Source organism: Corynebacterium sp. HMSC034B08 (assembly GCF_001835805.1).
GTDB lineage: Bacteria > Actinomycetota > Actinomycetes > Mycobacteriales > Mycobacteriaceae > Corynebacterium > Corynebacterium coyleae.
Map to the genome: position 1 here is coordinate 400,549 of NZ_KV825964.1, position 24,700 is coordinate 425,248.

Consider the following 24,700-nt stretch of genomic DNA (forward strand, 5'->3'; position numbering starts at 1 on the left):
GTTATTGGCGCGTTCAAGCTGTGTACGCCGTCAGTGTAACGACGCAGTCCGATTCCGGCCGTTCGGGGCCTTACAGACGGCTGTCGTCATCCCCGCGTGGTTCACGCGCATAGGCGCGCAGGTTGCCGATCCAAAACACCAGACCAGCTGTCAGCGGCGCAACAGCCCACCCGACCCCCGGCGAAACCGGCGGGACAAGCGTGAAGCTCGATCCGGTTTCCAAGACATCGTGGGTAGGCCTGGGGTGCAGTTTGAGGCTCAACCAGTCACCAAACAAGTAGATCGAGATCGCGCCGAGTACGGCAACGGTCATGATCCACAGCATCCACCACACAGAACCGCCGACCCTGCCGCGGCGCACGCTGCGCCACCCCACGGCGCCAAGCACCACCCCGAGCAGGAGTGCCAGCAGCACAAACCACGCAAACCCTGTGAACTGTACATTCGCAAACCCTGTGAACTGTACATTCACAGGGCTTGCCACTTCGTCGACCCCGATACCGCCGCTTTCTGTGATCACGCCGACGTATGCGGGACGAAGACCACCCCAGGCGAAACCTCCAGCGATACCGAGGAGCAGGGCTAGCGCGAGCAGCCCTGCACCAGATCCCATCACTAGTTGCAGAACTTCCAGCGGCCGTCTTCCTTCTCGAAGATCATGACCTGGGTTTCTTCACCGTTTGCGTTCTTTGCAGTCAGGTTGGCAGACGCACGGTTACCGTCCACACGAACGTCGGAAATGCTGACCTCGGACTTCGGCAGCTCGAGCGCCTGGCCCTGCTGCTCAGCAAGGCGGCCCGCCTCTTCAACCTGCTCAAGGGTCAGACCCTGACGCTCCAGTTCCTCCATCATCGGGTCAGCGACTGCCTTACAGGAATTGTCCAAGATGGTGCGGGTCCAGTCAGCGAAAGAACCCGGGTTCAGCACAGCACGTGCAGTGTCTTCCATCTGCTTGCGGTCTTCGTCGGTGCCTTCCTGCGCGCCCTCGAGCGGCTGGTTGGTGTTTTCCGGCATGCCGTTCTCAAACGGGTTGGCAAGGGTCGGCGCCTCGCCCTGGTTACCGCCCTCTTCCTTCGACTCCTTCTTCTTCGAAGTCGTGGCGGTTGCCTTCTTCTCGTCCTTCTTTGCGTCGTCCTTCTTTCCTTCGCTCTTATCGGCATTCTCGGACACCGTGGACTCGACAGCCGTATCGGCCGGAGCAGCCTCAGCAGCGGTGGACAGCCCTCCGGACTTGCCTTCGTCGGAGGATCCGCATGCCGAAAGCGGAAGTACGAGCATTGCTGCAGCTACGCATGCTGCCATGCCGGACGTAGTGTTCATTTTCATCTTTGACTACCTTCCTAGTTTCACCCCATCCGTTCGCTGGACGCGGGCAACCGTCTTGGGCGTGGATTGGCGCCACGACGGGACGTTCGTCCCAAAGAGTACCAACGCAACGCTTACCTGACGGTTGAACGTCCGTACTATTGTTCTGAATGGTTCCTGTGAAGTCACGTAAACCCATGTTTCGGCCACTTCGGTCTAGGGTGGTGTGTCATGCAATTGTCTCGCGAGCGCATCACGCAGGCGGCGCTTGAGCTGCTGTCTGGGTACGGTTTGGCTGATGTTTCCATGCGGCGTGTGGCGTCGTCGCTGGGCGTCGCCCCCGGCGCGTTGTACTGGCATATCGCCAACAAGCAGGAGTTGCTCGCGTCGTTGGCGGAGCATATTGTGCGCCCTCTCATGAGCGATCCAGTTGCCGACCCAGCTGAGCTAAGTCGCGCGCTGCGGGAAGCGGTGCTCGGCATCCGCGATGGCGCAGAGGTGCTTGTGGCTGCAGTGAGTCAGCCGGACGCTGAGGTTCGCGCCCAGTTGTCGGAATTGTTTATTGCGTCGGTGCGTGAGTATTCGGGTGAGGGGTCGTCGTCAAGCGAGATGCGTGCTGTGGCTCTCGGCCTGTTGCATTTGACGCTTGGGGATGCCGCCGTGCACCAAGCAAGCACACAACTTGCGGAAGCGACCGGCAGTGTTTCGGACACGTACGAAGACGATTCTGCGCAGATGCATGCTGCGGCCGTGAAGTTTTTGCTGGACGGTTTGGCGCAGCATTCGTAGCCCGGGCAGTGTCGAGCGGGTGCACTATGCTCGGGCAGCATGACTGAGACGACGCATCCGGATCTGCAGCAGCAAGTCTGGCCTGGCTCCGCACATCCGCTGGGCTCGACGTTTGATGGGGCGGGGACGAACTTTGCACTGTTTTCGGGGGTTGCTGATGCAGTTGAGCTTTGTCTTATCGACGACACCGGCGCCGAAACGCGTATCGCCCTCGACGAGGTGGATAACCATGTCTGGCACGCTTACCTGCCCGGTGTTGGCCCAGGTCAGCGTTATGGCTACCGCGTGCACGGGCCGTGGGACCCGGCCGACGGCAAGCGTTGCGATCCCAGCAAGCTGCTCGTGGACCCGTACGCGCGCGCCTTTGATGGGGAGTTTGATCAGCATTCCTCGCTGTTTTCCTACGACGTCAACGCAGAAGAACCTGGTACCGGTCGCAATGAAGAAGACTCGCTCGGCCACACGATGTTGTCGGTGGTGATCAACCCGTTCTTCGACTGGGGCGACGACCGCGCGCCGAAGATCCCTGATGAGGAGATGGTGATCTACGAGTGCCATGTCAAGGGCATGACACAGACCCACCCGGGCATTCCTGAGCAGTTGCGCGGCACCTATGCGGGTATGGCGCACCCGGTAATGGTGGATTACCTCACCGACCTTGGTGTGACCTCGATTGAGTTGCTGCCGGTGCACCAATTTTTGCAAGACGACCGCCTACTCAAACTCGGGTTGCGCAACTACTGGGGCTACAACACGTTCGGTTTCTTCGCCCCGGAGCACAGCTACGCCTCCTCCTCTGCCCCTGGCGATGCCGTGGCCGAGTTCAAACAGATGGTGCGCGCCTACCACGAGGCCGGCATCGAGGTGATCCTGGATGTGGTATACAACCACACCGCGGAGGGCAACCACATGGGCCCGACAATTGCGTTTCGTGGCATTGATAACGAGGCGTATTACAGGCTTGTCGACGACAACCGGTTCCTCTATATGGACTACACCGGCACCGGAAACTCACTGAACGTGCGCTACCCGCACTCCCTGCAGTTGATTATGGATTCGCTGCGCTACTGGGTCACCGAGATGCACGTCGACGGGTTCCGCTTCGACCTCGCCTCGACCCTCGCGCGCGAGTTTTCAGACGTGGACCGTCTGGCCACCTTCTTCGACTTGGTTCAACAGGACCCGGTGGTGAGCCAGGTCAAACTCATCGCCGAGCCGTGGGATGTGGGCGAAGGCGGCTACCAGGTCGGTAACTTCCCTGCCCTGTGGAGCGAGTGGAACGGCAAGTACCGCGACACCATGCGTGACTTTTGGCGCGGCGAGGACTCCACCCTCGGCGAGTTCGCCTCGCGCCTCACCGGCTCGTCGGACCTGTACCAGCACAACGGGCGTCGCCCCACCGCGTCGATCAACTTCATTACCGCCCACGACGGGTTCACCCTGAATGACCTGGTGTCCTACAACGACAAACACAATGAAGCCAACGGCGAAGATAGCCGCGACGGCGAGAACCACAACAGGTCCTGGAACTGCGGTGTGGAGGGCCACACGGACGACCCTGTGGTGCTCGACCTGCGAGCACGGCAACGCCGCAACTTCCTGACCACACTCTTGCTATCTCAGGGCACCCCGATGCTCGCTCACGGCGACGAGATCGCACGCACCCAGGGCGGTAACAACAACGTGTACTGCCAGGACAACGAGACGGCTTGGATGGACTGGTCCAACCTTGAAAGCGCAGCAGACCTGCACGAATTCACGCGTCGGCTCATCGCTTTGCGCCGAGATCATCCGGTGTTTCGCCGCCGCAGGTTCCTCGAGGGCGGTGCGCTTGGCGACGACGAACACGGCCGAGAGATCGCTTGGCTCACCCCCGACTGCCGTCTCATGACACAAGACGATTGGAACGCCGCCTTCGGCCGTGCACTTATGGTTCACCTCGATGGCGAAGCGATCGCGGAACCCGATAGCCGCGGCCAGCGCATCGTGGACGATTCATTCCTTCTCATGTTCAACGCCCATTATGAGGACATTGACTTCACTGTTCCCGGCGCGAGGTTTGGTGACGAGTGGGAGATCGTCGTCGATACGACTGGCCCCCTCGGCTACCGTGAAGGCGCACAGCCCATCGGTCCGGATTCGACTGTCACCGTCGGCCAGCGCTCGACCGTGGTGCTGCGCCGTACGCAACCGCCCGCTGGAGCGGGCCGAAAGGAAGGCAACGCCTAAATGATTTCCGCTCATGGTGCAACGTTGACTGTGACCAACGACGCCCTCACCGTGACCCCAACTGCCCTCCTCGCCTCGCTGCGCGGCGACTCCTCGGACCGCACCGTCAGTATTGCGGATATCACCGGCGTGGATATCACCGAAGGTGACGCATGGTCGCCGACCAAAGTGGATGTTGCCACCACCGGTGCTCCGCTGACCGTCTGGTTCGCACCGGGAGACGTCGATGGCGCAAAGAAGTTGCGCACGCTTCTCGACGACGCCAAGCACGGCAAGGCCCCCACCACCGCTACCGCCGACGGCGGAGCAGGCATTCCTGGCTTCTCCTTCGTCGGTTTCGATGTGGAAACCGCGAACCGTCGCTGGGGCTCGATCTGTCAGATCGGGTTGGTCAAGATTGTCGACGGCGAAGAGGTCGAGCGAAAGTCTTGGTTATGTAAGCCGCCTGCCGGTTTAGACGAGTTCGAATCCGGCAACGTTGCTATCCACGGCATTTCTGCTGAGGATGTCACTGATGCCCCAGACGTGCGCGACTGTATCGCGGAAATGACCACCTTTGTCGGGGATTTACCCCTTGTCGCGCACAACGCACAGTTCGATGCCGCCGCACTTCGCGATGCTTGCTTGGCCTCCTCCATCGCCGTCCCGAAGATGCTGTTCGCGTGCACGTTGGCACAGGCCCGCGCTACCAAGCTGGATGTGGCAAACCACAAGCTTCCAACCCTTGCGCAGCACTTCGGCGTTTCCTTGGACAACCACCACGATGCCTGCGAAGATGCCGCTGCGTGCGCCGGTGTGATGGTTGGTCTCGCCCGGGAGGCCGGCCACACCGGCAGCCTGATGAGCTTCATCCACGACACCGGGTTCACGCTCGGATCGATCGACGACGCCCGCGTCACCCCTGTCCTCCGCGACCGCTCCGGTGCCGGCCGCGCGGTGCAGGCGAAGCAGGTCGCCGAAGGTGGTGTCGCTGCTGCCGTTGCCGCCACCGCCGAGCCACGTGGTTCCAACCAGGCCGGCCCGGTGAAGAAGGAGCGCAAACCCGCTCCGTGGCAGTCGGTGGCCACCCCGGACACCGTGCCGGAGCCAGATGCTCAAGCCGACCCGAACGCTCCTCTGTACGGCGAGCACGTCACCTTAACCGGTGAGTTCGAACCGCACGATAAGGGCGAGTTGTGGGACGCGATTGCGAAGCAGGGCGCGCAGGTGGGCAAGAACGTCACCAAGAAAACGACCATCCTGGTTGTCGGCGAATGGTCGAGTGTGACCTCGAAGGAGAAACGAGCCCGCGAACTGCAGGAAAAGGGCCAGGACATTCAGATTTGGCAGGCCCCGAAACTCCTCAAGGTACTCGGTCTGTAAAAAGTTTTGGTTCGGATGGAACCGGGGCGGTGTTGGCTACGTCTAACTGAGTATGTACGTAGTAGAAACTCTTCCCCGCCCTGTCCACCAAGATGCTATTGAATTGCGGCTGGCGCGCCGCGACGACGTCGCGCCATCGTCGTCGTCACGTTCCTGGCTCACGCCTGGCTTTTCGGCCTCGACCGCGTTTATCAACCTTGCACCGCGCCTGGTGTGTGTCTTTACCGTCGACGACGGTCCGGCGCTGACCCACCAACAAATCGGTGAGCTCACGCCGAGCATGAACCAGCTCTGGAATGGTGCCGCTGACCGGTTGGCGAAGCGGGCGCTCGTCGACACGGGCGTCGAGTTTTTGGTGCGCAATCCCGCTGCCGCGCTGGAGCAGACCGGCCTTCCGCCCGGTTTAGAGGTAGGTGGACACGGTGTGCCACCCACCGCGTGGCTCGCTCACCCGAAAACGTTTACGGTGATGCACCGCCATTTCCAGACGGTGCTCGACCCCCGCCACGAGCTGGTCTACGCCACCCGCGACGACCAGGAACTGTTTATCTTCGACGCACCGCTGCATCACGTCCGCGACATCCTGGGGCGCGGCGCGCTGATGACATACTCGGTCGGCTTCCCGCTAATGCACGATCCGCCAGTTTCCGGGTAAGCTCACCCGCCGACATGAGCACTTCAAAACAACCGGCCAAGCGAAACAAGGAAGCTGACGACACAATCGCACGTCTTGGCTCCACCTACTTCGCTTGGGTAAACGCACACGAGGACGTGGCGATGACCTTCCGCCACGCCCTCCATGAACTCATGCGCGATGCCGGCGTGAATTTCGACCGCGTAGATGCACGAGTAAAGTCCTGGACCTCGTTGAAGGAAAAAGCCCGCAAAACTCGCGACGGTGAGTTGCTCTACCCCGACCCGTGGCACGACATCAAAGACATCATCGGCGCCCGAATCACCGTGCTGCACTCGACCGAGATCCCTGCAGTGCAGCGCCTGCTCGCCGACGAGTTTGAGGTGTTGCGCAGCGTGGACAAAGCCGAAGAAACCCGAGTCGCCGGCAACTTCGGCTACGGCTCGCACCACCTTGTCGTCCGTGTTGAGGAGCAATCCGAGGGCCTTGAGGAGTTCGTCGGCCAAGTCTTCGAGGTGCAGATTCGTACAGTGCTGCAGCATGCGTGGGCGGAGTTTGAGCACGACATCAGGTACAAACGCTCAGCGGAAAAACTCGACCCGCAGGTGGACCGCGCGTTCACCCTCGCCGCAGGGCTTATCGAGCTAGCCGATCAGCAGTTTGACCAAATTTCAACCTTGGCAGACCCGCAGGAAAAGGTGCACACCGACGTGGACACCGAAATCTCGCCTGAGACACTGCCGGGCATTCTGACCGTGTTGCTTGGCAGCCAGTTTCCGCTCTCACGCGCGGGCGACTACCGCTTCCTCACCGAGTTGCTGCGTGCCCACGGCATTGAGCTTGTCTCGGACGTTGCGGACCTGACCAACCCGGCAGACATCGAGGCTGTGTCCAACTCGATGAACTACTCATTCGTCCCGGGGCAAGTGCGCATTATCGACGATCTGCTGCTCAACCGGTTCGGCACCGAACACATCGAGAAAACCTGGGATTCGGGAAACCGCCCAGAGGTGCGCCGCAAGCGTCTGAACGGCCGTCTAGCCCGGCTGCGCGGCAGCATCGATTAGCTGCGTTTAGTTCCGCCGCCCCATCAGGCGATCAATCTCGCGGCGTTCCTTCTTCGTGGGGCGCCCGGTCCCGCGATCGCGCACAGGAGGTGCCGCGAAAAGTTCACGTGGCGGTGGCGGCGGACTGTGGTCGATGTAGCAGGTGCGCGCCACCGGTGCGCCAACGCGCTTCGACACCGTCGCTGTAACCTCGAGAATGTACTCGTGGTGGTTCTTCCATACCCGCACCGTGTCTCCCGGCACGACCTGGACGGCAGGTTTGACTGCCTTGCCACCGATCTTGACGTGCCCAGCACGAACGGCTTCGGCGGCCTGGCTGCGTGTTTTGAAGATCCGCACGGCCCACAGCCAGGCGTCGATACGGACGGCTTTGCCTGACGGTTCGATCAAGGCGCTAGTAACGGTCCTGGTGGTTGACGATCTTTTGGACTTTTTTCCAATTCACAAAACCACCCGCAACTCCGATGACGAGCCCAAGCACCAGGATCGTCCAGGACTGCATCAGCAGACCGAACGCGATGCCGCCGGCGAGGCCGCCACCGGCCCACACCAGCGCGTCGCGCGAGTATTTGCGCACGGCGGCTTTTCGTTGGTCGATCGGGTTGTTTGGGCGCGGCTGCATAGTCATGGCATGCAATTCTAGCGCGAAGTAGACAACTCGACCCACCGTGGTCCGAGCGTTTTGCTTTCTGCTTGGCCTTGGGTGGCGGCGGCGAGGAGGTCGTCGATACGCTCACGCTCCCCCGGTTCGAACGCGAGCGTGTACGTGGCGGCAGCTCCGTATTCGACGTCTACGACTTCCACCCCAGCGTTGCGTAGTTCTGCTTCGATTCGGCCGGCTTCAGCATGCGGAAGGTCCACGGCAACTTGCTCACGCATGGCGCGTGTGGTGGTGACAACGCTCGGCAGTGTTTCAGACACCGCGTTCGTGTACGCACTCACGAGCCCACCCGTGCCAAGCTTGATGCCACCGAAGTAGCGAATAACCACGGCGACAATGTCGGACATGCCTGATCCTTTGAGCACCTCAAGCATCGGCTTTCCTGCCGTGCCGGAGGGCTCGCCGTCGTCGGAGGAACGCTCGATTGGCTGTGCGTCGTCGACATGAACGATGAACGCCGAACAATGGTGGCGCGCATCCGGGTACGCCTCACGCGCAGCATGGATGACCTCGCGCGCTTCCTCCTCAGTGGTGGCGCGCGTCACCCAGGTAATAAACCGCGAACGCTTGATCTCAAGTTCGTGGATGGCTGTCTCCCCAGCCTTGGGTCGGACGTAGGAAGTAACCATTTAACCTGCAACGATGAAGTCGTACTCCGGCGTGCCGGGCTCCAAACGTCGGCAGCCGATCGGCGATCCGTCCATGCGCTCCAGAAGCGGGGCAAGGTCGTCCGCATGCGCCAATTCAATACCGACGAGCGCGGCACCGGTTTCGCGGTTGTTCTTCTTCAGGTACTCAAACAAGACGATGTCGTCTTCCTCACCCAGGATCTCCCGCAGGAACATGCGAAGCTGTCCTGGCTCTTGGGGGAAGTTGACCAGGAAGTAGTGACGCAGCCCGCGGTGGACCAAGGAGCGCTCCATGACCTCCGCGTAGCGCAGCACATCGTTGTTGCCCCCAGAGATGATGCAGACGACGGTCGAGCCTGGCTTAATCGTCGTTTGTGCAAGGCCCGCAACCGACAGCGCACCCGCGGGCTCAGCGATGATGCCTTCGTTTTGATACAGCGAGAGCATCTCCGTGCACACTGCCCCTTCGTCGCAAGAAAACACCTCAGCACGATCTTTGTGTGCTTGGAACACCTGCCAGGGAGTGTCACCGATCCGCTTCACCGCCGCACCGTCTACGAATGGGTCGATAGATTCCAGCGTCACCGGCTCGCCCGCCTCAATCGCAGCGCGTAACGACGACGCCCCCACCGGCTCAACACCAACCACCCTCGTCGACGGCGACATGTCCGCCACATACGACATCACGCCTGCCATCAGGCCACCGCCACCGACCGGCACAAGAACAGTGTCGAGCTGCTTGCCCATACTGGACAACTGCGCGACGATCTCGGCCGCGACGGTGCCTTGCCCGACCACGGTATTGCGCGAGTCGAACGGCTCAATCACCGTCGCTCCCCGTGCCGCAGCATCTTCGCGCGCAGCCTGGGCAGCCTCGTCAAACGTGTTGCCCGTAACGACGAGCTCAATCGCATCACCGCCGTGCACCAAAATGCGGTCACGCTTCTGCTTCGGGGTTGGCTTCGGGACAAAGATCTTGCCCTGAATACCAAGCGCACGGCACGCGTACGCCACGCCTTGGGCGTGATTGCCTGCCGACGCCGCCACTACGCCAGCCTCCCGCTCCTCCGGGGTCAGCTGCGAAATACCAAAGTAAGCCCCGCGAATCTTGTACGAACGCACATCCTGCAGGTCTTCACGCTTGAGATAAATCTCAGCACCGTACTGCTGAGACAGCCGCGGGCAGTACTGCAGCGGCGACGGAGTAATGACAGAAGAAATCCTTCCCTGCGCGAACTGGATATCGGCGGCATGGACCTCTCGGAATGTGTCGGATGGGCGCATGGTCGATCAGTGTACGCGCGACGAGTTTTCAGTTTGTTCAAACCTCGATTTACCCCGCTTCCACAGGACTTAGACATATAGATGATTTGGGGTACACTGCTCGCCGTGACCAAACCCCTGACTTCCAGGTGTTGGCCAATCCGATGCGGGGATCACTGAAAACATTGCCTATATCACTATGTTTTCTTCTGGGAACCTGCTAGGTTCTTCCGAGTGATCTGTCGAGCGCACGGTCGACAGCGACAAACCCCCTAAATTTCCATAGGAGTTTTTCATAATGAAGCGCATTTCTTCTGCAATGGTCGCTGCCGCGACCGCGCTGACCCTGGCTGTTACCCCGGCTTACGCTGAGGACGCCGAAAACACCGGCAACGGGGCCACCGACACCAACACCACCGCTCCGGTTGACCAACCTGAGGACAACAAGGGCGAAACCGACAAGCCGGGCGAGGGCGAAACCGACAAGCCGGGCGAGACCGAGCAGCCGGGCAAGGGCGAGGACAACAAGGACGAGACCAACAACCCGCCGGCTCCCCAGAAGCAGACTTCCGGTTCCTCCCAGGGCCACATCATCGGCGCTGTGTCTGGCACCCTCGCTGCGGTTCTGACCACCGGTCTGATCGTGTTCTCTGACCCGCGTGGCATCAACAAGATCATCGACGCACTGAACCGCGAGTTCCACCTGGGCATCCCGCACGTCCACGTGCCGCAGGTCCAGCTCCCGAAGCTCCCGTTCTAAACCTCCACCCCAGCTAGGAATATTCAAGCATGAAGCTCCGCACTCTGTTGGTTTCCGCAGCCGGTGCCGCCGTCGCCGCTGGCGCTCTTGGCACTTCAGCTCTCGCTGCAGAGACCACCACATCCGAACCCACTTCGGCAACTACCACCGCCACCTCGGAACCGGCACCGACGACGACCACTGAGGCGCCGGCGGAACCGACACCTTCCGAGGGCACGGAGGAAACCACCACCTCGACGACGACTACTGAGACGTCGGAGGAAACTACCACCAACCAGTCGACCGAAACCACGACGAAGGAAACCACGACCGCTCCTACGCCGACGAAGGTGACCGCTGAGCCTTCGGCAACGCTGGCTCCGCACGGAAGCATCGGCCCTGCCGATAATGAGGAAGAAATCCTGAAAGCAATCACGACTATCAGCGTGATTGTTACGACGCTTGGTGCTGCAATCGGCAGCCTGGTTGTCTTCATCAACTCGATCCCTGGTGGTCGCGAGGCGCTGCGTAAGTTCTTCAAGTAAGACACGCGCTTCATCTCCTCATGCCCGCTGTGCAATATGCCAGCGGGCATTTAGCTGCGCCGACTATGCAGCGGCATAGTTTCCCCTAACCCAACATCCCGGTTCCCAAGGCGTCACCCGACAAGCTCGCGGCGCGGTACGCCCGCAGAGAATCACCGAAGCCGACTATGCAGCGGCATAGTCACCACCGCACGAGCCCCAAACGCGCACACTATGCAGCGGCATAGTTTCCCCTAGCCCAAGATCCCCGCACCCAGGGTTGCCTTGAGATCACCCATCAGGCTCGCAGAACGGTGCACTCGCAGATGGTCGCCGAGGATCATCAGTTGACTGTGTTCGCCGTTGACCAGGTTGAGATAGACGTCTGAGTCGCCTGGGTTGTTCGACAGCACTCCCTTGAGTTTCGAAATGTTGTCGATGGTGCACTGGTCCGTCCGCAGCGTTAGACGGAGCGGCAGGCCAGCACCGTTGCCGGGGCCAAGTTCGGGGACTTTGACGTCGTCGCCAAACAAGCTCATACGCTCGTCGCGAATTGAGACATGTGCTCTGACCAAAATGATGTTGTCCTCCACAATTTGCGGAGCGACGAGCGCGTACACCTTGTTGAAGAGCAGCACATCCACCTGCGCGCCGTGGTGATCCTCGATGGTCACAATCGCCCAGGGGGAACCGTCCTTCTTAGAGAAGCGTCGGTCCACATTCGAAATCAACCCACCGATGGTGACCTCTGCGCCGTTACGCAGTTCACCGGACAGGATGGTGGTGAGCTGCGTATCGGTCTGTGCATCGATGGCTTCCTCGTACCCATCAAGCGGGTGCCCGGACACGTATAGGCCAAGCATTTCGCGCTCGAGGGCGAGTTTGTGCTTACGGTCCCATTCGTCTTCAGGTACTTCAATGGCAAACGCAGAGTTCGCGGAACCGTCCTCGCCGCCAAGGCCCGCGAAGAGGTCGAATTGGCCCTTGTCAGCGGCCTTCTTCGTCGCCAAGACTGAGTCCACCGCGTCTTCCTGGATCAGCATCAAGCCTTTACGCGGGTGACCCAAAGAATCGAACGCGCCTGCCTTGATCAGCGATTCCGTGATGCGCTTGTTGCACGGAAGGAGATCGATCTTGTCCAGGTAGTCAGAGAAGCTGGTGAAGTGCCCCTTGGACTTGCGGGTCTCTTTGATGGACTCCACCACTTCCGCACCGACGTTTCGCACAGCCGCAAGTCCGTAACGGATGTCTTTGCCGACAGCCATGAAGTTCTCTTCAGACTCGTTAATATCTGGCTGCAACACGCTAATGCCCAAGTGGCGGCAATCCGCCAGGTAAATCGCGGACTTGTCCTTCTTATCACCAACAGAGGTCAGCAGCGCGGCCATGTACTCAGCGGCGTAATTCGCCTTCATGTAGGCAGTCCAGTACGACACCAACGCATAGCCTGCGGCGTGCGACTTGTTAAACGCGTACGACGCGAACGGCTCAATCGTTCCCCACAGTGCATCGACGGCTTCCTTGGAGTAGCCGTTTTCAAACATGCCGGCAGAAAACGTCTCGTACTCCTTCGCCAGCACCTCCGGCTTCTTCTTACCCATGGCTTTACGGAAGCCGTCTGCCTGACCAGCCGTGTAGTTGGCTACCTTCTGCGAGATGTTCATGATCTGCTCTTGGTAGACGATCAGGCCGTAGGTTTCGTCGAGAATCTCGCGCAGCGGCTCCTCAAGCTCCGGGTGAATCGGAGTGATCGGCTTGCGCCCATTCTTGCGGTCGGCGTAGTCCCAGTGAGCGTTCACACCCATCGGGCCCGGACGGTACAGAGCGAGCGAGGCGACAATATCGTTAAAGCCCGTCGGCTTCATGCGCTTGAGCAACTCTTGCATACCTCCGGAGTCGAGCTGGAACACACCAAGGGTGTCGCCACGAGACAGCAACTCGTACACTGCCTCGTCGTCGGTGTCCAAGGCTTCAAGGTCGATGGTCTCGCCGCGGTTCTTCTCCACGTTCTCCAGCGCGTCGCCAAGCACTGTCAGGTTGCGTAGGCCGAGGAAGTCCATCTTCAGCAGGCCAATGGCCTCGCACGCCGGATAGTCCCAACCGGTAATGATCGCACCGTCGGCAGGACGCTTCCACATCGGAATGTGGTCCATCAGCGGCACCGACGCCATAATCACCGCACATGCGTGCACACCTGCTTGGCGCACAACGCCTTCAAGTCCACGGGCGGTTTCATAGATCTTGGCCACATCCGGATCTGTCTCGATCAGCGAGCGAACCTCAGCCGCTTCCGCGTAGCGCTCGTGCTCCGGGTCCGTGATGCCGGACAGCGGAATATCCTTCGCCATAATTGCTGGTGGCAGGGCACCGTTGATGCGGTCGGCCATCTGGAAGCCCGGCTGGCCGAAGTTCACCTTCGCCGAGTCCTTAATGGCCTGCTTTGTCTTCACCGTGCCAAAGGTGATCACCTGGGCGATCTTGTCCTCGCCCCAACGCTCGGCGGCGTAGGTGATCATTTCTCCGCGGCGGCGATCGTCGAAGTCGATATCGATATCCGGTGCGGACGGACGCTCCGGGTTGAGGAATCGCTCGAAGAGCAGGCCGTGCTCCATCGGGTCAATATTTGTAATGGTCAACGCATACGCAACCAACGAACCAGCGGCGGAACCACGACCGGGACCAACGCGAATGCCGATCTCGCGGGCGTGCTTAATCAGCTCCGCAACGATCAGGAAGTAGGAGGGGTAGCCCTTCATGTCGATGACGTCGATCTCGTAGTTCGCACGCTCGGTGTATTCCTGCGGAACCTCTCCCCCGTTGAAACGCTCCGACAGTCCGCGGCGAACCTCCTCACGCAGCCACGTCGTCGGGGTGTGTCCCTCCGGAACGTCCGCGATCGGCATGCGATCGTGCGGGTGTTCCTCCCACAACTCGCTGTAGTCGCCGACACGCTCCGCGATCCACAGGGTGTTGTCGCACCCGTCAGGCACGGTGGAGTCCCACAACTCACGCATCTGTTCGGCAGTCTTGATGTAGTAGCCGGAGCCATCAAACTTGAAGCGGTCCGGATCCAGCAGCGTCTTGCCTGTCTGGACACACAGCATTGCCTCGTGCGCGGGCGCCTGGGATTCGAGGACGTAGTGGCAGTCGTTGGTCACCAGCGGCGGCAGTTCAAGCATCTCTCCGATGCGCAACAGGTCGTCGCGCACGCGGCGTTCGATGTGCAACCCGTGGTCCATCAGTTCAAGGAAGTAGTTGTCCTTGCCGTAGATGTCCTGCCACATCGCCGCAGCCTCCAACGCGGCGTCAAACTGGCCTAGACGCAGGCGAGTTTGCACGTCACCGGACGGGCAGCCAGTGGTCGCGATAATGCCGTCAGCATGCTCGGCGATAAGTTCCGCATCCATGCGAGGCCACTTGCCCAACTGTCCCTCGTACGACGCAAGGGAGCTCAGCTTGAACAGGTTGCGCAGACCCGTCGCGTTCTCGGCGAGCATGGTCTGGTGGAGGTATGCGCCGGACGCGGAGACATCGTCACGCTTTTGATCCGGCGTACCCCACAGCACACGCTTCTTATTAAAACGAGAGTCCGGTGCCATGTAAGACTCAATGCCGATGATCGGCTTCACACCAGCATCGACCATGCGACGGTAAAACGCATTGGAGCCGAACATGTTGCCGTGGTCGGTCATGCCGACTGCTGGCATGCCCTGGCGGGACACCTCCTCAGCCAGCAAGTCCACCTTTGCCATGCCGTCCAACATGGAGAACTCGGTGTGGTTATGAAGATGAACGAAGGAGGATTTTTTGGCCATGCGGCTCATCTTAGACGGCTACGCAAGTCCGAATTATTCGTAGCGCAGCGCGTCGATGGGCTGCATCTTCGCGGCCTTCGACGCAGGGTATGCGCCGAAGAACACACCGGTCGCCAGCGAGAACAGCAGCGCGAACACCACGGCTCCGATCGGCGGCCATGTCATTTCCAAAAGCGCCGAGCTGGCGATCATGCCGACAGCGCCACCCAGGATGACGCCAATGACGCCGCCGATGAGGCACACCAGCATCGCCTCGACGATGAACTGGACACGAATATCATTGTGGGTTGCGCCGAGCGCTTTACGCACGCCGATTTCGCGGGTGCGTTCAGTAACCGTGATCAGCATGATGTTCATCACGCCGATACCGCCGACGAGGAGCGAGATGCCGCCGATTGCGGAGAGCACGGTCGACAGGGTGCGGAAGATCGTCGTCAAGCCTTCGAGGCTCGCTGAGATATCGAACACCTCGGCCTCGTAGTTGTCGTTACCGGCGTACATGCGATCCAGGTACGTTTGCAGGTCTGCGCGGAACACTTCCGGGTCCTCATCCACAGCAGCACGCACGCTAAACGACGACACCCAGTCCGCCTCCAAGCCAACCCTGCCCGCGGCCGTGACCGGAATGTAGGCGTCCGCAAACGCGGTTTCCCCGAACATGGGCTGGCTCTCCGATTTTTCCAGCACACCGATGATGGTGAACACCGCCGGCTTGCCATCGATGATGAGGTCGAAGCGGGAGCCGAGCGCCTTGCTCGGATCGTTGTCGAACAACGCCTCGACCAGCTCTGGCGACACAACGGCAACGGGGCGACGACTATCAATGATGTCTTGATCCAACCCGCGACCGTACTGAACCTTCAGGCCACGCATGTCGAGCGAACTCGCAAGCGACGGGTAGATCGACACACTTGAAGTGTTGTCCCCGACCTGTGCGTCACCACCGCCGGAAAGCTCCAGATCGATGCCTTGCACGCGGTCGCCGAACGACGCTTGCAGCTCGTTGAGCTGATCAAACGTGACAGCATCGTTCTCGTTTGTCGGCGGGGCAAGATCAAACGCCGCAAACGGGTCCTCGGATTTCTCGCCTTCTTCCGCGCGTTCGTGCACCATCACCGGGTACGTGGTCGTGCCGGCGTCTTCCAGACCACCCATCACATCGTTCTCGAGGGCACGGCCCAACGTCATGATGATGATCACGGCCATGATGCCGATGATGATGCCCAAAAGCGTCAGCAGCGAGCGCAACTTGTTGGTATTCAGGCTGGACAGCGCCAACCGTAGCGATTCGCGAATATTCACCTAGTTCACCCCACCCGGCTGGCGCACACGAGCGATTTTTCCGTCCATCATTTCCACGATCCGGCCGGTTTCTTCAGCCAACTCCGGGTTGTGGGTAATAAACACGATGGCTTTGCCCAGTTCCTGGTTGAGTTCGTGGAACAGATCCATGACCATGCGTCCGGTTTTGGAATCCAGGGCGCCCGTGGGCTCGTCGGCAAGCAGCAGCCCTGGGTCATTGGCCAGGCTGCGTGCGATTGCCACACGCTGCTTCTGGCCACCCGAAAGTTCGTTGGGGTTGTGGTGCAACCGATCCCCCATGCCCATGCGATCCAGCAGTTCGGCGGCGCGCTCCTCGCGCTCGCGCTTCGGCACACCGGCGTACATCATCGGCATGGCCACGTTCTGCAGCGCGTCGATGCGGCCAACGAGGTTGAAGTTCTGAAAAATGAATCCGATGTTTTGGCTGCGGTAATGCGCCAGTTCCTTGTCCTGCTTCGCGTACACAGGTTCGCCGTTGAAGGCATACGCACCTTCCGTGGGGCGATCAAGCATGCCGATTAGGTTCATCAACGTCGATTTACCGCAGCCCGAAGGACCCACGATAGAAACAAATTCGCCCTGTTCAGCGTAGAAATCCACGCCGTGCAGTACGGTCAGTTCGCTCGGCTCGCCAACGTTGTACGTCTTCACGATCCGGCGCATGTCGATCAACCTGCCGGTGTTCTCCATGCGCGGCTGCGTATCGACGACTTCCTCCACCGGGACAGTTTCAACTACCGGTTCGTCTTCATCGGCTGGGTCTTCTTCGCCGTCGAGGAAGAACGGGTCGTGGGTGTCTGTCGTGTCGGTCAGGGTGTCGTCGTCAAGCGGACGCTTTTTCCTGCGAAACACTTACGGCTGCTCCTTCTCGCCGTCCTGCTTCTTCTTGCCTTCGCGAGCCTCGCGGACCTTCTCCGGGTCGAAGTTCGGGTCGTTGATCTCAACGGTCTCCCCGATACGCTCGCGGTACTCGTCCGGCCAGTTCACGACAATATCGCCAGCCTTGAGGTCGCCGCCCGTAATGGCAATGTCGACGTCGTTGGACGCACCGGTTTTCACGATGCGTTCCTCGACCTTGCCAGAGGTCGCATCTTCGCCCTCGGTTGCCATGACGAGAACCTTCTTCTTGCCGTCCTCCTCATACACGGCGTCGAGCGGGACGTTGAGCGCGTCCTTCGCCTCAGCGGTAATGATCTCCGCACGCGCGGTACCACCCAGCAGCAGACCTTCCTTGTCGCCGGTGATTTCGATCTCGACCGGGAACGTCACCTCGCTCGAATTTTGCGATCCGCCGCCGCCCATCGCCATGCCAGGAACCTCAGCAGAACCAGAACCGCTCGCGGCCGGCGCAATGCGCGTGACCTTGCCCTTGAACTGCTTCTTGCCAGTTGCGGTCGACGTGAAATCAACCCGGTCCCCGACAGAGATGTTTGGCACGTCCGACTCACGGACGTCTGCCCGGATGACCAGGGAGGAATCGTCGGCAATACTGAGCAATTTGCCTTGCGGGATGTCGCCTTCGTGCACGGAAACCTCGGTCACCAATCCCGCGATCGGGGCGTACACGGTGCCTTCACGGACTTGGTATTCGAGGGTGCCGTCGCCCTCGCCAAGCTGCGCCGACTCGGCCTGACGGGTAGCGGAGCTCACCTGCGCCTGCAACTGGTCACGTTCCTGCGCCGCCTGCGCACGTGCGGACTCAAGTTCCGCCTGAGCCTGCTGCAGCGCCGCCTGAGCCTCCTGCTTGCTCAACGAACCACCAGCGAGCTGCGCCGGAGCTTGCGGTGCCGGTTGTGCCGGCTGTGCCGGTGGTGCTGGAACACCCGGCTTTGCCGTCGCATTGCCAAGCGAGGAGATCTGACCCGCCATCTGCTCCACAGCCGCCATGCCGCGGTTGATCAAGCGCGGGCCGCCCTCTGCAGCAACAGCTGCGTTATAAGCCGCCTGCGCCTGGTCGACCTGCGCTTGAGCAGCAGCAATCGCCGGGTGCGTCCCGTTATTGATGCTTGCCTGATACGCGTTCAACTGCTGCTGCGCCTGCTGCACGTTGGCCTGCGCATCAGCCTGCGCGTTCGCCTGCTGCTTTTGCTGGACCGCCAACTGGCGCTCCAGCTCCTCGGTATTCATGGCAACGAGGAACTGCTGCGCCTGGACCCTGTCACCAGCCTTCACTGCAACATTCTTTACCTCAGACTGCACCGCCGAGGTGATGTTGACAGTGCGCACCGGCTCAATCTTGCCGGAGACGACAACACTGGCAGAGACGCCTTCCTGGGACACGACGGTGTAATCGCCGGGCTGCAGCCCGTCACCTTCGCCTTCGCCGTTGTCACCGCCACCGAATCCGCACGCGCCGAGCAGCAGTGCGGACGACGTGACAATTGCCAGGCTCACGCGTGTCAGCCGGCGACGTGCGGTCGAGTGATTGGTCTCGGAAGCCAAGGGGTCTCCTCCCGGTAGCAGGCATATAACTCCGCAAACTATACACGGCCCCCAGAGACGTTTCGGGTCAATGCAAACGCTCCCCACACAGCATCAGAAGGCAATACTTCCACGGCGAAAACAGCTGGCTGTTCGGCAACCGCGCGGAGTTCATCGCCTGAACCGTAAACGATCACTGCGTCAATTGGCTGCGTGGTTGCTTGCTGGAAGATTTCGTCACGTAGCTGCCCCGCAGGCGGTTCACCAACCGCGATAGGCGCTCCGCCGTTCGCGACCAGAGCACTCGCCCGGCGCGCCGGCGCAACCGTCACCGCAGCATCGTGAACAGATAATGCTGTATCGAACGTCACAAGCGCGAACGCGGGGGCGTCGGCGGCACGCAAGGTGTCGTCGGCGCGTTGCTTGTAGTTCTCTTCCCCGTCTTCGGGCCCGAGGGTGTCGCCTTGCAGCACAGATGGCAGTGGTGGCGTCGCAACGCCAATCGCCCACAACGCTGAGAGCGCAACAACAGCTGCAAGCAGCGTTGCGACGACCCGCCTACCCGTTACGGACCGCATCAAGCGCCACACGAAGGTCCTCCGGATACTCGGAGGTGACCTCCATATATTCACCGGTACGCGGGTGGACGAACCCAAGGCTGGTGGCATGCAGCCACTGGCGCTTCAACCCGAGTTGCTTCGACAGTGTCGGGTCCGACCCATACATCGGATCTCCCACGCAGGGATGGCCCACCGAGGACATATGCACTCTGATCTGGTGGGTCCGGCCCGTTTCTAGGTGCACCTCGATGAGACTCGCCCGGCGGAACGCTTCAATTACCTCGTAGTGGGTCACGCTCGGCCGGCCGTCCTGCGTGACGGCAAACTTCCACCCAGCGGAAGGGTGGCGTCCGATCGGTGCATCAATTGTGCCGACTGTCGGGTCCGGCAGCCCCTGCACCAACGCGTTATAGGTCTTGTCCACGGTGCGTTCTTTAAAGGCGCGTTTCAACGCGGAGTAAGCGGGCACGCTTGCGGCAACGATCATGACGCCGGATGTGCCGACGTCGAGACGCTGCACGATGCCCTTGCGCTCCGGCGGGCCGGCATCGGGAAGCGTGAATCCCATGGCTTGCAACCCACCGACCACATCGGGGCCTTCCCAGCCCAAGGTCGGGTGCGCCGCCACGCCCACAGGCTTATCCACCGCGATGACGTCGGCATCCTTGTACAGGATCTCCAGACCTTCAACGAGTTCGGTGACCGGCTGCGGCGCCCGCTTCGGCTCCGGCAGAGTGACCTCCAGCATGGCGCCTGTGTGGACTCGTTCCGATTTCTGTGCAGCAGTGCCGTTGACAAGCACGTCACCGTTCGCGGCAATTTCTGCGGCGACGGCACGGGAGACACCGAACAGCTTCGACATCGCAGCATCGACACGCATCCCGTCCAGCCCTTCCGGCACTGGAAGCGCCCGGAACTTACCCATCGTTGTCCCCCTTCCGCTCTGCAACAAAGGTGGCCACGACAAACACCACCACACCGACCGTAATAGCAGCATCGGCCAGGTTAAACACCGCGAAACTGCCTACGGAGATGTAGTCCACCACATGTCCGAACCAGAATCCAGGCTCACGGAACAACCTGTCGCACAGGTTGCCCAGTGCGCCACCTGCGACCAGCGCTAGACCAAACGCCTCCCAACGTGTGGACATGCGAGGACCAAACCACAGCGCACCAATGACAAACGCAAGTTGGAGGGTGGTGAATAACCACGTCGAATTCTGCCCCATTGAAAATGCGGCGCCCGGGTTAAACAGCAGGTAGAAGCGGAACCAATCTCCGATCACTGGGTGGGGCACTCCGGGTTCCAGCCATGCGACCATGATGATTTTCAGGAGCTGGTCCAGCGCCGCCACGATGAGCATCACAGCGATCACGACACCAAGGTAGCGGGGTGTCGAGCGGGGTTTCGTTGCCTGTTCCATCGCCGTCCCACCTTAGCGCCTCGGACGCTACCCCTGCGTATGCCGTGCGGTACGTTCTTAAAGATGTCTCGTTTAACTGCCGCCGTTGCCGCCGTTGCTTTGTCACTGTCCCTCACCGCATGCGCGGGCGAGGAAGACCTGATCGAGGGTGTGCCCGCGTTCCCTGTGGACGATCCGGGTGTCACTGTCGTCGATACGGGCGAACATGCTCGCGTGTTGTCGTACACCGAGAACGCCGAGCCCTGGTCCACCACGGTTGCGGTCTCGTCCGGTGTCGCGCAGACAGTGGGCGATCAGGTCCGGGGCGGCGATGTGGCGATCACGACGTTGCCGCTGGACATCTCGGTTGGTGACGCACCTGAACCCGGCGAGGGAGAAGCAGCTGCTTCTCGACGAATCGACTTCACCGTCGGCTCCGGCAAACACTCCAACCTGGACATCGGCCAGGACGTCGCCGCCACTGAAGGCTTCCGCATGAGCTGGCGTGGCGACGACTCCGGGAAGATCTCCACCATCAAACTGCTCGCCCCACCGGAAGCACCGGAGCGCGGCCTGCAACATGTGGAGCCCGCCCTGCTGGCGCTGATCACCCAAAACGTCGTGTTCCCCACCGAACCAATCGGTGAGGGTGGCGTGTGGAAGGTGGAAAACCGAGTCGCCGGCGACAACACGATGTTGCGCACCACCACCTACACTGTCGAGTCGCTTACCGATTCCACCGTTGACCTCGCCGTCGACATCGAGGAACGCCCCTCGGAAAAGGACATGACGATCGACGCCGATGCCGCCGGGGACCTCAACGGCCAGCACATCGAGGTGGAGTCCTCTTCCACCACGTCGAAGGGGCACATCACCGTCGATTTCTCCCGCCCGTTGCCAGTGTCAGGCGAGGTGGAAGCGACAACCCACCTGGTGTACTCCGGCGGGGAGCAAACAACCCGCGTGGTCCAAGACATCACGCGGGCTGTGCGGTACGGCGCTTAACTTACAGGCCAGGAGCTGCCGGAGGCGCCTGCTCGGCTGGGGCTTCGGCCGGGGCCTCAGCCGGTGCGGCCGGTGCGGCCGGTGCGCCGGTGTTGCACATGTCCGGCACCTGCTCCGGCGGCAAGGTGTTGCTGACCAGGAAGCACGCCCAGCTTTGCGAGATCTTCCAGTGGCCCTCCTCGTACACAAACTCCACATCCTCAGCCAGCTGCGATTCCGCGTCCGGTCGGGTGAAGTTCACCGTCGCCAACACCGAGTTGGTGGTGTAGCCCGGCAACACCGGGTTGACCACCTGGAAGTTCGCGCCTGATTCCTGCTGAGACTGGGTCATCAGATCGAACAGTTCCGGCGTGGTTTCGCCACCCTGGACGGTGTTCGCGCGTTCTGCGATGGGCAGGTTCGGGTCGGCAGCGCGCTGCAGGACTGCGTTGAGCTCTTCTGCGGTGGGCATTTCTGCCACGGGCGCTGCGTCGGATGCGCTTGCCTGTTCGGCTGCGGTGGTGGTGTTCTCCGTGTTGTCGGACTCGCCCGAGCAGGCGGTCAGACCCAGCGCGAGGCTGGCCGCTGCAAGTGCCGCAGCAAATCGCTGTGCTTTCACGTGTTCTCCTTGCATACCTTGATTGACTTGCTCAACGTTACTGCACTGAAGCCCATTTCTGGCACTCTGGTGCACATGACCGTCTACGTTGTCTCCACCGGAGGCACCATCGCCTCCACCGCCGATGTGTCCGGGGCGCTTGTGCCGACCTTGTCCGCCGATGAACTTGTCGCCCGTAGCGAAACCACCCGTGACGTGCAAACTCGCGAGATCGCGAGTCTGGATTCGTCGTCAATGGGGCTCGCCGACATCGACCGCCTTCGTGCGCTCACTAGCGCATTGCTTAACGACGACACCCTCACCGGCCTCGTCATCACCCACGGCACCGACTCCTTGGCAGAAACCGCCCTCGCGTTAGAACTCGTCCACCGCGATGAACGTCCCGTCGTGTTGACCGGTGCGATGCGCTCCGCCGATCATCCCCACCCTGACGGGCCCGCGAACCTGCGTGGCGCGATCGAGGTGGCCGCCACCCAGCGCGGCGGTGGCGCCTTCGTTCACTTCGGTGGCGCAACCTTGCCTGCACGCGGCCTACGCAAGCGGCACACTACCGATCTGGACGCCTTCGACGTCCCCGTTTCACTGCGCCGACCTATGCCTGTCCCCGCTGCGCCATTGGACGGCTTGTTCGTGCCGATCCTGCGTGCATGGCCAGGTGACGACGGCACCGTTGCACATCTTGTCGCCTCGAAGTCCCCCGACGGCGTCATTGTCGAGGCCCTCGGTGCCGGCAACGTCTCCGACGGCACCGGCGAAGCACTTCGCGACATGCTGCGCCGCGGCATCCCCGTAGTGATTGCCACTTCTGCCCCCTACGGTGCAGTGACCTTCGCCTACGGCGGCGCAGGTGGCGGCTCTACCCTCGGCGACCTCGGCGCGCTGCCCGCCGGCCATCTCTCCCCCGGCCAAGCTCGTATCGCACTGCTCACCGCCCTGGCCACCGGTGTGAATCCCAGCTCACTGCTCTGACAGCCAGTCCTCCCACGCCAACGAATCGACGGGGTCGGCCGGGACGAGCGCGGGGTCGTCGCTACGCAAGCTCTTGACCCTGCCAGGCCCCGTCGCGCGCGTTTCAAACCGCACCGTGACCCATCCCTTGCCGGCCCCTTGCACCCAACCGTGCCCAAACTCAGGGTGAAATACATCTTGTGTAGCGCGCCACTGCCCTGGCGTGTCTCCCATCTCTGAGACCACCTCGAGTCCAGCCGGTGCGGCATGATCACTCACCCCAGTTTCGTAGTCCTCCGCCACCGGCGCCGGCTTCACAATCTCCTGATCCAACTCCGGAAACAACACATCCTGCAGCGCATCCTCCAGGCCCGAATACGACACCCCCACAAGCCTGATTGGCCCGACTTCGTCCGGGTAACGCACCAGTCGAAACGCCGTTGCGAGCAGGGTTTCCGCATCGTCGGTTGCATACGGCAGGGTCGCCGAGCGGGACTCGATACGAAAGTCCGCCATCCGCAGCTTCACCGTCACTGTGCGAGCCCCTCGCCCGTCTTTCAGCAACCGGCGATGCGAGTCCGCTGCCGCACGTTCAAGAGCCGCGTCGACTTCTGGTGGCTGCGTCAGATCGTTCGGGTAGGTGTGCTCCGACGAAATCTGCTTAGCCACCGCCCGTGGCGCCACCGGACGCTCGTCCACACCACGCGCAAGCCACCACAGCTGCTTGCCCACCGCACCACCAATTGCGATGTCGAGTTCTTTTTCGCTCAGCGCCGCCAAATCCCCAATCGTCTCGATACCTGCCGACGCTAACTTCGCCTCCGTCACCGGCCCCACACCCCACAACTCATTGACCGGCATCGGATGCAGGATCTCTAACTGTTCTTCATGCGGGATGGCAAACACTCCGTCCGGTTTCGCGCGGCCCGAACCAATCTTGGCGTATTGCTTGCCCGACCCAGCTCCGATCGAGCTCGGCAAGCCAGTCTCCTCCTTGATCTCCGCGCGCAACTGGTTCGCCCACTCACGCACCTCGTCAGGGGTAGCACCAATGAGCTCAGCTGGCTCCATGAAGGCTTCATCGATGGACAGTTGCTCCACCACATCAACGTGCTTGCTAATCACCTCGAACACTCGCCTCGACGCGGTCGTGTACACCGCCCGCCGGGGTGCCACAAGAACTGCTTTTGGCCCCACCAGGCGTGCCGCCCGGTGTGTTGGCATGGCGGAGCGCGCCCCGTACTTTCTTGCCTCGTAACTGGCGCCCGCCACGACCCCGCGGCCGGTCACACCCGCAACGAGCACTGGCCGCCCTTTCAGCGTGGGTCGGGTGAGCTGCTCACATGACGCGTAGAACGCGTCCATGTCGATATGCAGCACCCAGCGAGTCATGCCACCACTGTGCACCACCGCTACCGCCGAGTT

Annotated in this window: 24 protein-coding genes; 9 read left to right on the forward strand and 15 right to left on the reverse strand. The window is 61.3% G+C overall.

Annotated features, from left to right (window positions below; translation table 11 throughout):
• Positions 1–70: 70 nt before the first annotated feature.
• Together HMPREF2656_RS08340 and HMPREF2656_RS08345 are read right to left on the reverse strand one after the other, a co-directional pair.
• A complete protein-coding gene (locus tag HMPREF2656_RS08340; RefSeq protein WP_141761043.1) occupies positions 71–616 on the reverse strand; it encodes a hypothetical protein in 546 nt (181 codons plus the stop codon).
• Positions 616–1,326, reverse strand: coding sequence for a hypothetical protein (locus HMPREF2656_RS08345; RefSeq protein ID WP_070422224.1), 711 nt, complete (start codon positions 1,324–1,326; stop codon positions 616–618). Before HMPREF2656_RS08345 ends, HMPREF2656_RS08340 begins: the two co-directional genes overlap by 1 nt.
• 210 nt (positions 1,327–1,536) lie before the next feature.
• On the opposite strand from HMPREF2656_RS08345, the gene HMPREF2656_RS08350 reads away from it, so the two are divergent.
• The 5 genes from HMPREF2656_RS08350 to HMPREF2656_RS08370 all read left to right on the forward strand — a co-directional run bounded on the left by HMPREF2656_RS08350 (position 1,537) and on the right by HMPREF2656_RS08370 (position 7,386).
• Positions 1,537–2,094 carry a TetR/AcrR family transcriptional regulator gene (locus HMPREF2656_RS08350; protein ID WP_070816315.1) on the forward strand — a complete coding sequence of 186 codons (558 nt, stop codon included), beginning with the start codon at positions 1,537–1,539 and terminating at the stop codon, positions 2,092–2,094.
• A gap of 39 nt (positions 2,095–2,133) precedes the next feature.
• Positions 2,134–4,323, forward strand: a complete 2,190-nt coding sequence (gene glgX / locus HMPREF2656_RS08355; protein ID WP_070422222.1) for a glycogen debranching protein GlgX — start codon at positions 2,134–2,136, stop codon at positions 4,321–4,323.
• Positions 4,324–5,685 (forward strand): exonuclease domain-containing protein, encoded by a 1,362-nt coding sequence (locus HMPREF2656_RS08360; protein ID WP_070816316.1) that lies wholly within the window; start codon positions 4,324–4,326, stop codon positions 5,683–5,685.
• A gap of 103 nt (positions 5,686–5,788) precedes the next feature.
• A complete protein-coding gene (locus HMPREF2656_RS08365) occupies positions 5,789–6,340 on the forward strand; it encodes a hypothetical protein (protein ID WP_141761044.1) in 552 nt (183 codons plus the stop codon).
• A gap of 14 nt (positions 6,341–6,354) precedes the next feature.
• Positions 6,355–7,386 (forward strand): GTP pyrophosphokinase, encoded by a 1,032-nt coding sequence (locus tag HMPREF2656_RS08370; RefSeq protein WP_070771478.1) that lies wholly within the window; start codon positions 6,355–6,357, stop codon positions 7,384–7,386.
• A 6-nt stretch (positions 7,387–7,392) separates the two neighbouring features.
• Here the strand turns inward: HMPREF2656_RS08370 and HMPREF2656_RS08375 are convergent, their stop codons facing one another.
• Genes HMPREF2656_RS08375 through ilvA form a run of 4 tightly spaced genes read right to left on the reverse strand, consistent with a single transcriptional unit; the run spans position 7,393 to position 9,960 of the window.
• Entirely contained in the window at positions 7,393–7,776 is a 384-nt protein-coding gene (locus HMPREF2656_RS08375) for an RNA-binding S4 domain-containing protein (RefSeq protein ID WP_070570058.1), read from the reverse strand.
• A 4-nt stretch (positions 7,777–7,780) separates the two neighbouring features.
• Positions 7,781–8,014, reverse strand: a complete 234-nt coding sequence (locus HMPREF2656_RS08380) for a hypothetical protein (RefSeq protein WP_070816318.1) — start codon at positions 8,012–8,014, stop codon at positions 7,781–7,783.
• Positions 8,015–8,025: 11 nt separating this feature from the next.
• Positions 8,026–8,676 carry a YigZ family protein gene (locus HMPREF2656_RS08385; RefSeq protein ID WP_070450919.1) on the reverse strand — a complete coding sequence of 217 codons (651 nt, stop codon included), beginning with the start codon at positions 8,674–8,676 and terminating at the stop codon, positions 8,026–8,028.
• Complete coding sequence (gene ilvA / locus HMPREF2656_RS08390; protein ID WP_070816319.1) at positions 8,677–9,960, reverse strand: threonine ammonia-lyase IlvA; 1,284 nt, start codon at positions 9,958–9,960, stop codon at positions 8,677–8,679.
• Between the two features lie 277 nt (positions 9,961–10,237).
• Here ilvA and HMPREF2656_RS08395 point away from each other — a divergent pair, with 277 nt between their 5' ends.
• Positions 10,238–10,699 carry a hypothetical protein gene (locus HMPREF2656_RS08395; protein ID WP_070816320.1) on the forward strand — a complete coding sequence of 154 codons (462 nt, stop codon included), beginning with the start codon at positions 10,238–10,240 and terminating at the stop codon, positions 10,697–10,699.
• Between the two features lie 29 nt (positions 10,700–10,728).
• Positions 10,729–11,223, forward strand: a complete 495-nt coding sequence (locus HMPREF2656_RS08400; protein WP_070450913.1) for a hypothetical protein — start codon at positions 10,729–10,731, stop codon at positions 11,221–11,223.
• Positions 11,224–11,456: 233 nt separating this feature from the next.
• Here the strand turns inward: HMPREF2656_RS08400 and dnaE are convergent, their stop codons facing one another.
• The 7 genes from dnaE to lspA all read right to left on the reverse strand — a co-directional run bounded on the left by dnaE (position 11,457) and on the right by lspA (position 20,745).
• The gene (gene dnaE / locus HMPREF2656_RS08405; protein ID WP_070422212.1) at positions 11,457–15,017 is read right to left on the reverse strand and encodes a DNA polymerase III subunit alpha; all 3,561 of its coding nucleotides are present in this window, start codon (positions 15,015–15,017) and stop codon (positions 11,457–11,459) included.
• A gap of 33 nt (positions 15,018–15,050) precedes the next feature.
• Positions 15,051–16,319, reverse strand: coding sequence for an ABC transporter permease (locus HMPREF2656_RS08410; protein ID WP_070450908.1), 1,269 nt, complete (start codon positions 16,317–16,319; stop codon positions 15,051–15,053).
• Positions 16,320–17,030, reverse strand: a complete 711-nt coding sequence (locus HMPREF2656_RS08415) for an ABC transporter ATP-binding protein (RefSeq protein WP_070422382.1) — start codon at positions 17,028–17,030, stop codon at positions 16,320–16,322.
• Positions 17,031–17,192: 162 nt separating this feature from the next.
• A complete protein-coding gene (locus tag HMPREF2656_RS08420; RefSeq protein ID WP_070816321.1) occupies positions 17,193–18,782 on the reverse strand; it encodes an efflux RND transporter periplasmic adaptor subunit in 1,590 nt (529 codons plus the stop codon).
• 38 nt (positions 18,783–18,820) lie between these two features.
• Positions 18,821–19,339, reverse strand: coding sequence for a hypothetical protein (locus tag HMPREF2656_RS08425; protein WP_070816407.1), 519 nt, complete (start codon positions 19,337–19,339; stop codon positions 18,821–18,823).
• On the reverse strand, positions 19,320–20,246 hold the full coding sequence (locus HMPREF2656_RS08430; protein WP_070422209.1) for an RluA family pseudouridine synthase: 927 nt from the start codon (positions 20,244–20,246) through the stop codon (positions 19,320–19,322). Before HMPREF2656_RS08430 ends, HMPREF2656_RS08425 begins: the two co-directional genes overlap by 20 nt.
• A complete protein-coding gene (gene lspA / locus HMPREF2656_RS08435; protein WP_070422208.1) occupies positions 20,239–20,745 on the reverse strand; it encodes a signal peptidase II in 507 nt (168 codons plus the stop codon). Before lspA ends, HMPREF2656_RS08430 begins: the two co-directional genes overlap by 8 nt.
• A 63-nt stretch (positions 20,746–20,808) precedes the next feature.
• Here lspA and HMPREF2656_RS08440 point away from each other — a divergent pair, with 63 nt between their 5' ends.
• Positions 20,809–21,729, forward strand: coding sequence for an oxidoreductase (locus tag HMPREF2656_RS08440; protein WP_141761046.1), 921 nt, complete (start codon positions 20,809–20,811; stop codon positions 21,727–21,729).
• 1 nt (position 21,730) lies between these two features.
• Here the strand turns inward: HMPREF2656_RS08440 and HMPREF2656_RS08445 are convergent, their stop codons facing one another.
• Positions 21,731–22,327, reverse strand: coding sequence for a WKL family lipoprotein (locus HMPREF2656_RS08445; protein ID WP_070570073.1), 597 nt, complete (start codon positions 22,325–22,327; stop codon positions 21,731–21,733).
• 75 nt (positions 22,328–22,402) lie between these two features.
• Here HMPREF2656_RS08445 and HMPREF2656_RS08450 point away from each other — a divergent pair, with 75 nt between their 5' ends.
• On the forward strand, positions 22,403–23,296 hold the full coding sequence (locus HMPREF2656_RS08450) for an asparaginase (RefSeq protein WP_070816410.1): 894 nt from the start codon (positions 22,403–22,405) through the stop codon (positions 23,294–23,296).
• Here the strand turns inward: HMPREF2656_RS08450 and HMPREF2656_RS08455 are convergent.
• The gene (locus HMPREF2656_RS08455; RefSeq protein WP_070816322.1) at positions 23,285–24,667 is read right to left on the reverse strand and encodes a DNA polymerase IV; all 1,383 of its coding nucleotides are present in this window, start codon (positions 24,665–24,667) and stop codon (positions 23,285–23,287) included. The two genes, HMPREF2656_RS08450 and HMPREF2656_RS08455, sit on opposite strands and share 12 nt — an antisense overlap.
• Positions 24,668–24,700 lie beyond the last annotated feature (33 nt).

Bases quoted from the DNA above. Each gene is read 5' to 3' on its own strand.
- HMPREF2656_RS08345 (WP_070422224.1), bottom strand. From the start codon at position 1,326: ATGAAAATGAACACTACGTCCGGCATGGCAGCATGCGTAGCTGCAGCA.
- HMPREF2656_RS08350 (WP_070816315.1), top strand. From the start codon at position 1,537: ATGCAATTGTCTCGCGAGCGCATCACGCAGGCGGCGCTTGAGCTGCTG.
- glgX (WP_070422222.1), top strand. From the start codon at position 2,134: ATGACTGAGACGACGCATCCGGATCTGCAGCAGCAAGTCTGGCCTGGC.
- HMPREF2656_RS08360 (WP_070816316.1), top strand. From the start codon at position 4,324: ATGATTTCCGCTCATGGTGCAACGTTGACTGTGACCAACGACGCCCTC.
- HMPREF2656_RS08370 (WP_070771478.1), top strand. From the start codon at position 6,355: ATGAGCACTTCAAAACAACCGGCCAAGCGAAACAAGGAAGCTGACGAC.
- HMPREF2656_RS08380 (WP_070816318.1), bottom strand. From the start codon at position 8,014: ATGACTATGCAGCCGCGCCCAAACAACCCGATCGACCAACGAAAAGCC.
- HMPREF2656_RS08385 (WP_070450919.1), bottom strand. From the start codon at position 8,676: ATGGTTACTTCCTACGTCCGACCCAAGGCTGGGGAGACAGCCATCCAC.
- ilvA (WP_070816319.1), bottom strand. From the start codon at position 9,960: ATGCGCCCATCCGACACATTCCGAGAGGTCCATGCCGCCGATATCCAG.
- HMPREF2656_RS08395 (WP_070816320.1), top strand. From the start codon at position 10,238: ATGAAGCGCATTTCTTCTGCAATGGTCGCTGCCGCGACCGCGCTGACC.
- HMPREF2656_RS08400 (WP_070450913.1), top strand. From the start codon at position 10,729: ATGAAGCTCCGCACTCTGTTGGTTTCCGCAGCCGGTGCCGCCGTCGCC.
- dnaE (WP_070422212.1), bottom strand. From the start codon at position 15,017: ATGGCCAAAAAATCCTCCTTCGTTCATCTTCATAACCACACCGAGTTC.
- HMPREF2656_RS08415 (WP_070422382.1), bottom strand. From the start codon at position 17,030: ATGGAGAACACCGGCAGGTTGATCGACATGCGCCGGATCGTGAAGACG.
- HMPREF2656_RS08425 (WP_070816407.1), bottom strand. From the start codon at position 19,339: ATGCGGTCCGTAACGGGTAGGCGGGTCGTCGCAACGCTGCTTGCAGCT.
- HMPREF2656_RS08430 (WP_070422209.1), bottom strand. From the start codon at position 20,246: ATGGGTAAGTTCCGGGCGCTTCCAGTGCCGGAAGGGCTGGACGGGATG.
- lspA (WP_070422208.1), bottom strand. From the start codon at position 20,745: ATGGAACAGGCAACGAAACCCCGCTCGACACCCCGCTACCTTGGTGTC.
- HMPREF2656_RS08440 (WP_141761046.1), top strand. From the start codon at position 20,809: ATGTCTCGTTTAACTGCCGCCGTTGCCGCCGTTGCTTTGTCACTGTCC.
- HMPREF2656_RS08450 (WP_070816410.1), top strand. From the start codon at position 22,403: ATGACCGTCTACGTTGTCTCCACCGGAGGCACCATCGCCTCCACCGCC.
- HMPREF2656_RS08455 (WP_070816322.1), bottom strand. From the start codon at position 24,667: ATGACTCGCTGGGTGCTGCATATCGACATGGACGCGTTCTACGCGTCA.